The following is a 7,967-nucleotide window of genomic DNA, read 5'->3' as shown; positions in this document are numbered from 1 at the left end:
CACCGGTGGCCTGACAGACCAGGGAGTGCGGGGGTTGTCCGGTTGCATATGCGTAGTGGTGGCGGCATCGGCTATGCCACCGCTCCCAGCACCGGTCGTGACCTGCGTTCGAATTCCTGCACCATCGGCTCGGCGCGGTGCGGGGTGAGCCGGCCGCGGAAGTCCCGAAGTGCCTGGATGGATCGTTCGCTGTGGACGCCGCTCAGCGCGTCGAGCGCCTCGGTCGCCGTGCCTAGCGCCTCGTCGAGACGGTGCTGTTGCAGGTGAGCCGTCGCCAGCACGGAACGGCTGATGGCCTGGCGCCGACGGCGGTCGGCATGCGCGCGCACGGACTGCGTCGCGGTGTCCTGCGCCTGTGCCGCCCAGCCCAGGTCGCGGAAGCACACCGCCGACTCCGCCTCCAGGTAGTGGTGGTCCAGGAAACGCACCCAGGGCGATTCCTGCGCACTCCCCCGGCTCGCGGCCAGTTGCCGCTCCGCCGCGCACAGGGCCGCGGAGGCCTCACGAGCACGGCCCAGCGCCGCATGCCCCCGGGCGGACATCGCGTACAGGCGCATCAGGCCGAGCGGGCTGCCCGAACCCTTCGCCGTGGCGAGGCCGGCCCGGGCCAGGCACACACCTTCGTCGGGACGGCCGAGGCTGGTCGCCAGATGGGACAGGCCTGCCAGGATCTGCCCGCCGAGCACCCGGTCGCACCCCTCGGCGCAGAGCCGCAGGCCCTGGATCATGTAGCGCTGCGCGAGTCCGTACTCCCCCGCGTCGTACGAGCTCCAGCCGGCCATCGCCGCCAGCCGGGCCGCGCCGGCGAACAGCTCGCGCAGCCGGGCCGGGGCGACACCGCGCTGCTGGAGCATGGGGATCACCTCGGTGGACAGGTAGTGCACGATGCTGGTGCGGACCCCGCCGCCCCCATAGTGGTTGTCCATCTCGTCGAACATGCCGATCATCGCGTGGACCTGCTCCACGGGACCGGCACAGTCCGGTGGCGGCACAGCGTTGGGTACGGGGCGGACGCGGCCCGTGTCACCGCCTCCACCGACGCCTCCGTCACCGGTCTCGCCCGTCCGGCCGTTATCGCCGCTCTCGCCGTTCTCCAACAGCCAGAGCAGCCAGTCGCGCTGAGGGTTCGTCAGGGCGGCCGGGACGAAGGGGACCGTGCCGAGGAGTGTGCGCCGCGAGATGTCGGTGGAGCCCAGTTCCGCGAGGGCGTGCAGGGTTTCCGCGACATCCTCGCCGTACACGAGTGTCCGGCCCACGACGGGGCGTTGCTGGTCGGGCACGAAGCCGAGGTCCGCCGGGGACAGTGCGCGGGCCAGCCGTTCGCACAGGACGGCGGTGATCAACTCGGGGGTGCCGCCCCGGGGCTGCTGGCCCTGGAGCCAGCGGGTGACCGACGCCTTGTCGTAGTTGGTGTCCACGCCCTGCCGGCGGCCCAGTTCGTTGACGCGGTGCGCGAGTGACGCGTAGGAGCAGCCGGCGTCCTTGAGCGCGGTCGCCAGCGCCGTGTTGGCTCCGCCCGCGCCCCTGCCGGGGCTTCTCGGTTGTCCGTTCGTCACGGCGGCCATCCAGGTCTCGCATCACGTCGGCGTAAGGCTGCGTACTCGTCCGGATCTGTCGGGACGTCAACTTCCCGGCGGAGGACGGGCTTCGGTGACGCCACCGCGCGATGTGCGGCAGGTCACTCGATCACTATTGTGACCGACAGGCACAGCTCGCAACCTTCGTTCTGATAATTTCAGAATGAAGCGCAAAGCCCTGTCGGTGTCAACCGAAGACATGGCACACTGCCCGCTGTGACGGCGGTCCCCGGAGGTCCCACGTGAGCGACAACCGCTCAGGCGGAAGTGCCCCCACCGTCCTGCGGATGGTCCTCGGCAAGCGCCTGAGGCATCTGCGGGAGCGGGCGGGGGTGTCGTTCGAGGACGCCGCACGGGCGATCGAGGTCACGCCGTTGACGGTCCGCCGGATGGAGAAGGCCGAGGTCGGCCTCCGCATCCCCTACGTGAAGGAGCTGTTGCGCACCTACGGGGTCCTGGCCAAGGAGATCGACGATTTCCTCCACCTCGCCAGGGAGGCCAACCAGCCGGGCTGGTGGTACACGTACCGCGATGTGCTGCCGGACTGGTTCAGCGCCTATGTGAGCCTGGAGAGCGAAGCCACCGTCATCCGGCTGTACGAACCCCACTACGTCCCCGGCCTGTTGCAGACCGAGGACTACGCCGTCGCGCTGCTGCGCATCGGCTTCCCCAACGACAGTCCCGAGGACATCCGGCGCCGGGTCGCCCTGCGGCTGAAGCGCCAGGATCTGCTCGACAAGCCCGAGGCGCCCGCCGTCTGGGCCGTACTGGACGAGACCGTGCTGCGCAGGCCCGTGGGCGGGGCCGGGGTGATGCGGGCTCAGATCGACCACCTCAGCGAGGTGTTGGAGTATCCGAAGGTCCGGCTCCAGATCATGCGCTTCGCCTCGGGGCCGCATCCGGGAGCCTTCGGCCCCTTCCACTACTTCCGCTTCGGCTTCTCCGAACTGCCCGACGTCGTCTACACGGAGAGCCTCGCCGGCGCGCAGTACTTCGACCAGCCCGCCGACGTCGTGACGTACCTGGAGGTACTGGACCGGATGTCCGTTCAGGCGGACCCGGTCGCTCGGACCAGGGAGATCCTGGCAGCACTGCGTAAGGAGTTGTGAACCATGGCAACCGACAACCCCGTCCACAGCGGCATGCCCGCGACAGAACTCGGCTCCGAGGGCTGGCACAAGCCCTGGAGCGGCACCAATGGCGGAAGCTGCGTCGAGGCCAAGCGACTGCCCGACGGCAGTGTCGCCTTCCGGCAGTCCAAGGACCCGGACGGGCCCGCGCTGGTCTACTCCCGGGACGAGATCGTGTCGTTCCTGGAGGGCGCCAAGTCCGGCCAGGCGGACTTCCTGATCGCCTGACGCCTCGGTCCGCCGTACGCCTACGGCGCGAGCGGTCCGCGTACGGCGCACCACCACATCCGCACAACCGGACAACCCGTTCGTGGACTCCCGCCGCGCGGGAGTCCCGTACACACTGAGGGAGTTGACGCTCCACCGCGCGCACCGCTGTGCGCGCGTCACTCAGAGGTCCGAAGGGAGCGGCATGCGTACGCCGTCTCACGCCCCGGGTCGAGCCATGCCGTCCGGACGCGCCGGCACTCCCCTGCCGGGCCGCTCCCCCAGGACGGCGGTGCCCACGCGATGAACCTTCCGCGGGCCGTCACGGAGACCGTCACCCCGTACCGGATCCTGGTCGTCGAGGGACACGAGGGCCTTCGCCGCGCCTGTTTGTACGCCGAACTTGCCCTGCTCGGCTTCCCGTCACGGCAGCCGCCCGACGGACTGCATCATCTCGATCCCACCCGGCCCTTCCGCGACCTGCTGGCGGCGCCGGGCCGGTTCGTCGTCGACGGCGGCATCATCGGGGAACTCGTGTACGGGCCGTTGCGGCGCGGGCGGTCCCGGGTGACCTGGATCCAGGTGCTCGACCTCGCCGAGGCGGTCGCGGAACGCGAGGGCGCACTGGTGCACCTCACCGGGGGTGACCACGGCGACGACGGGTCGGAGAGCGCTGCCGCCGCCCTCGCCTACGCGCGGGTGTTCCGGACGCTCGCCCAGCATGTTCCCGTGGTGCGCGTGGACGTCACCTCCGCCCGGACCGACGTGGTCGCCGAGCGGACTCGCCGCATCCGTGCCCCCGCGCCTCATCTGTCCCAACTCCGGCGATCTACCCGGCAGTTGACGATAGGTTAGCGAAGTCCGCGCGAGGCAAGTCAGGAGAACTCCGATGACAGACGGCCGGCCCACCCCCGACCAGGAAGCACTGTCCAAGATCGACACCACGGTGCCCCACTCCGCCCGCATCTGGAACTACTGGATGGGCGGCAAGGACAACTACGAGGTCGACCGCGCGGCGGGCGACGAGTACCGCGAGATCGCCCCCGACATCGAGACGATGGCCCGCGCCTCGCGCACCTATCTCATCCGCGCGGTCACCTTCGTGGCCCGCGAGCGCGGGATCCGCCAGTTCCTCGACATCGGCACCGGCCTGCCGACGTACGACAACACGCACCAGGTCGCACAGAAGGTGGCCCCCGAGTCGCGCATCGTCTACGTCGACAACGACCCGCTCGTCCTGCGGCACGCGCAGGCCCTGCTCACCAGCACCCCCGAGGGGACCACCGACTACATCGACGCGGATCTGCGCGAACCCGAGAAGATCATCGAGACGGCACGCCAGTATCTGGACTTCGACAAGCCGGTGGCGCTGATGCTGATGGGCATCCTCGGCCACATCCAGGACTGGGAGGAGGCCAAGTCGATCACGCGCCGCCTCCAGGCGGCCCTGCCGTCGGGCAGCTACTTCGTGCACTACGACAGTACGGACACCGACGAGGAGCTCAAGCGCGCCCAGCAGGGGTACGACGACACGGGCGCGGTCCCCTACGTGCTGCGCAGCCCCGACAAGCTCTCCGCGCTCTACGAGGGGCTGGAACTGGTGGAGCCGGGCATCGTCTCCTGCCCCCTGTGGCGCCCGGAGCCGGGCACCTCGCCGCAGCCGACAGATGTGTACGGAGGCATCGCGTACAAGGGCTAGCCGCTTCCGCTGTACCGGTCGGTCGTGTTTAATGTCAGCCTGTCGATCGACAGGATTCCTGGCAATAGCCCGACCGAACGGAACCGCGTGTCCCTCCTCGCCAGGCCTGCGGTGGCCTCCCTCATCGCCAAGACGATGCAGCGTCTCGTCATGTTGGCGGACCGACGGCCCAGCGGACGGGGATCGGCCGCCGCTTCCCACGCCCGCCTCCCCGAATTCCCGCGCACCACAAGTGAGTTGACGATCCCGACCTCGGTCGCCCCGGCCCGGGTCGTGGTCTACCGGCCCGCGACCGAGGACCCGGCCCCGCCGGTTCACGTCAACTTCCACGGCGGCGGATTCATCCTTCCGCTGACCGAGTCGGACGACGCCTTCTGCCGCGCCCTGGCCGCACTGGCGGGCGTGGTGGTCGTCAACGTCGACTACGTGGTCGCCCCGCAGCACCCGTTCCCGGCCCCGCCCCGGCAGGCGTACGAGGTCGTCCGGTGGATCGCGGCGCACGGCGCCGAGCACGGCTGGGACGGTGCCCGGCTGACCGTGGGCGGGCAGAGCGCCGGCGGCGGTCTCGCCGCGGCCGTGGCCCGCCAGGCCCTGGAGGAGGGCGGCCCCGCGATCGCGCTCCAGGTCCTGCACTACGCGCCCCTCGACCTCGCGACCGCCGCGAAGGACAAGCGGGCGGCGATCGCCAAGCCGATGCTGCGCCCGTGGATGGGTGAGGTGTTCGACAGCGCGTACGTACCGGACCCGCGCGAGCGCGCCGACCGGCTCGTCTCCCCCGCCCACCCGAAGGAGACCGCCGACCTCAAGGGCATCGCCCCGGCCCTGGTCGTCACGGCGGCGCACGACCGCCTCCGGGCGGAGGCCGTGCGCTACGCCGAGCGGCTGCGCCAGGTGGGAGCACTGGTCGAGCACCACGACATGGCCGGGGTCGACCACGGCTACGACCTCGACGACGAGGAGAAGGCCCGGGAGGTCTACCCCCTCGTCGCCGACCACGTACGGCAGGCCACGGCGGCCCTCTGACCCCCGCGCCGCCGGCCCTGGCCTTGAGCGCGGGGTGAGTTCAGCGCAGGGTGAGGGGGGTCTCCGTTCCGGCGCGGGTCAGTTTCTCGGGGTTGCGGACGTAGTAGAGACCGGTGACGAGGCCGTTCTCGAAGCGCATCGCCATGATGCCGTCGAGCTCGTCGCCCAGGTGTACGGCGAGCGCCAGGCCGCCGTTGACCATGGTGGGGACGAAGGTGATCGGGCTGTCCTTCTTGCCCGCGGCGCCGAACAGGAAGCGGACCACCTTGTCGGCGCCGTTGATCGGCCGCAGCGCCGCCTGCTTGATGCCGCCGCCGTCGCTCACCAGGACGACGTCCGGGGCGAGTACGTCGAGGAGGACCTGCGGGTCCCCGGTCTCCAGTACGCGCTGGAACGACTCCAGGACGGCCCGGCCCTCGGCCGGGGAAACCGTCTGGCGGGGGCGCCGGGCGTCGACGTGCCGACGGGCGCGGCTGGCGATCTGACGGACGGCCGCGGGACTCTTGTCCACGGCGGCGGCGATCTCGTCGTAGCCCGTGTCGAAGACCTCGCGGAGCACGAAGACGGCGCGTTCGGTGGGCGAGAGGGTTTCGAGGACGAGCATCAGGGCCATCGAGATGCTCTCGGCGAGTTCGACGTCGTCGGCCACGTCCGGCGCGGTGAGCAGCGGCTCGGGCAGCCACTGGCCGACGTAGGCCTCCTTGCGGCGGCTCATCGTACGCAGCCGGTTGAGGGCCTGCCGGGTCGTGATCCGGACCAGGTAGGCGCGCTGGTCGCGGACCTGTGCGAGGTCGACCGCGACCCAGCGCAGCCATGTCTCCTGGAGGACGTCCTCGGCGTCGGCCGCCGACCCGAGCATCTCGTAGGCGACGGTGAAGAGCAGGTTGCGGTGGGCGACGAACGTCCCGGTCGCCGGGTCGGTCCCGGGGCCGGTGCCGCTGCCGCTGCCGGGGGCCGTGGCGTGGTCGCTCATGTCCCGGCCCCTGTCCGGCGCGGGGGACGGCGTCGGCCGCCGTCGGTTCTCGGGCGTGATTCCACAGCGAGGTCCTTTTCGTTGTCGTGGACAGCCGTTCGATCGGCAGGGGAACACTGCCCGGCGCCCGGCGGTGACACGCCGGGCAGTGTCTCAGGCTGCCCGCTCGGCGGCGACCGGCTCCTGCCCGGCCTTGGCCTGGAGGAGCTGCCGGCGCTTGGCGTCCTTGCTCCACCAGGTGCGCGCGCCGGGCTTGCGTGCCTCGTACGACAGCTGCCAGGGGATGCTCCTGCAGATGAGTTCCTTGACCTTCGCGCCCGTCCGGCCGCCGACGTAGTACCTCTTGGCGGTGTCGTCCTTGCCCATGACCTGGAAGACGCCGGCGTGCCGCCCCAGGCTGATGCACGTGCCGACGAAACCCACGTCGACGGGAGCGGGCCGCTCCCCCGCGATCCGGCTGAGCACCGTCTCGGCGGCCTGCGGGCCCAGCTGGACCGCCGCCTGGCAGCTCATCCGGAACGGCAGGTCCGACGGGGCCGCCGAGTCCCCCGCCGCGACGATGCGCTCGTCGTCCACGCTGGTCAGCGTCTCGTCGGTGAGCAGGCGGCCCAGGGCGTCGGTACGCAGTCCGCTGCGGGCGGCCAGGTCGGGGACTCCGAAACCGGCGGTCCAGATGGTCACCGCGCTCGGCAGCTCGCGGCCACCGGCGAGGCGTACGGCGTCTCGGGTCACCTCCGTCACCTTCGTGTCGGGGCCGTCGAGCACGCTCACCCCTAGTGCGGCGAGCCGCTTGGCCACCGCACGCCGGCCCCGCGGATGGAGGGACGGGCCGAGCGGGCCGCCGCACACCAGGGTCACGGTGCGGCCCTGTTCCGCGAGCTCGGCGGCGGTCTCGATGCCGGTCGGACCGGCGCCGACCACGGTCACCGGGGCGGAGGCGGGCGCGGCGTCGAGGGCCGGCCGCAGTCGCTGTGCCTCCTCCAGGCCGGCGATCGGGTACGCGAACTCGGCGGCGCCTGCGACCCGTGGGTCGGCGCTGCCGCTGCCCACGGCGTAGACGAGGTGGTCGTAGCCGACGGTGTCGCCGCTCGCGAGTGTGACGCCGCGCCCGGCCGTGTCGATCCGGGTCACGGTGTCCACCACCAGCCGGACGTTCCCTGCCAGGATCTTCCGGTAGTCGGTGACCGCGTCGTGGTTGCCGCTGACGAGTTGGTGGAGGCGGATTCGGTCGACGAAGGTGGGGCGCGGGTTGATGAGGGTGACGGTCACGTCGGTGCGCTGTGTGAGCCGGTTGGCCGCCATGACGCCGGCGTAGCCGCCGCCGATCACGACCACTTCGGTGTTCCCGCTCATGGTGT

Annotated in this window: 8 protein-coding genes; 5 read left to right on the top strand and 3 right to left on the bottom strand. The window is 71.1% G+C overall.

The window, feature by feature from the left end; all coding sequences use genetic code 11:
* Positions 1-71 precede the first annotated feature (71 nt).
* Positions 72-1,565 (bottom strand): NsdA family TPR-like regulatory protein, encoded by a 1,494-nt coding sequence (locus STRTUCAR8_RS03485; RefSeq protein WP_006374036.1) that lies wholly within the window; start codon positions 1,563-1,565, stop codon positions 72-74.
* A 299-nt stretch (positions 1,566-1,864) separates the two neighbouring features.
* On the opposite strand from STRTUCAR8_RS03485, the gene STRTUCAR8_RS03480 reads away from it, so the two are divergent.
* The 5 genes from STRTUCAR8_RS03480 to STRTUCAR8_RS03460 all read left to right on the top strand — a co-directional run bounded on the left by STRTUCAR8_RS03480 (position 1,865) and on the right by STRTUCAR8_RS03460 (position 5,636).
* Positions 1,865-2,686: a helix-turn-helix domain-containing protein gene (locus STRTUCAR8_RS03480; protein ID WP_044471567.1), complete on the top strand. Its 822-nt coding sequence runs from the start codon at positions 1,865-1,867 to the stop codon at positions 2,684-2,686.
* 3 nt (positions 2,687-2,689) lie between these two features.
* Positions 2,690-2,935, top strand: a complete 246-nt coding sequence (locus STRTUCAR8_RS03475) for a DUF397 domain-containing protein (protein ID WP_006374031.1) — start codon at positions 2,690-2,692, stop codon at positions 2,933-2,935.
* Positions 2,936-3,217: 282 nt separating this feature from the next.
* A complete protein-coding gene (locus STRTUCAR8_RS03470) occupies positions 3,218-3,769 on the top strand; it encodes a hypothetical protein (protein ID WP_006374034.1) in 552 nt (183 codons plus the stop codon).
* Between the two features lie 34 nt (positions 3,770-3,803).
* A complete protein-coding gene (locus STRTUCAR8_RS03465) occupies positions 3,804-4,613 on the top strand; it encodes an SAM-dependent methyltransferase (RefSeq protein WP_006374032.1) in 810 nt (269 codons plus the stop codon).
* A gap of 87 nt (positions 4,614-4,700) precedes the next feature.
* Positions 4,701-5,636, top strand: coding sequence for an alpha/beta hydrolase fold domain-containing protein (locus STRTUCAR8_RS03460; protein WP_006374035.1), 936 nt, complete (start codon positions 4,701-4,703; stop codon positions 5,634-5,636).
* A gap of 40 nt (positions 5,637-5,676) precedes the next feature.
* Here the strand turns inward: STRTUCAR8_RS03460 and STRTUCAR8_RS03455 are convergent, their stop codons facing one another.
* Both STRTUCAR8_RS03455 and STRTUCAR8_RS03450 read right to left on the bottom strand, forming a co-directional pair.
* Positions 5,677-6,609: an RNA polymerase sigma-70 factor gene (locus STRTUCAR8_RS03455; RefSeq protein WP_006374037.1), complete on the bottom strand. Its 933-nt coding sequence runs from the start codon at positions 6,607-6,609 to the stop codon at positions 5,677-5,679.
* 153 nt (positions 6,610-6,762) lie between these two features.
* Positions 6,763-7,962 carry an NAD(P)/FAD-dependent oxidoreductase gene (locus STRTUCAR8_RS03450; RefSeq protein WP_044471565.1) on the bottom strand — a complete coding sequence of 400 codons (1,200 nt, stop codon included), beginning with the start codon at positions 7,960-7,962 and terminating at the stop codon, positions 6,763-6,765.
* Positions 7,963-7,967: the final 5 nt, after the last annotated feature.

Origin of the sequence: Streptomyces turgidiscabies Car8 (genome assembly GCF_000331005.1) — a bacterium.
Lineage (GTDB): Bacteria > Actinomycetota > Actinomycetes > Streptomycetales > Streptomycetaceae > Streptomyces > Streptomyces turgidiscabies.
The sequence above is the reverse complement of the archived record's forward strand: the minus strand, read 5'-3'. Positions and strand labels throughout refer to the sequence as shown.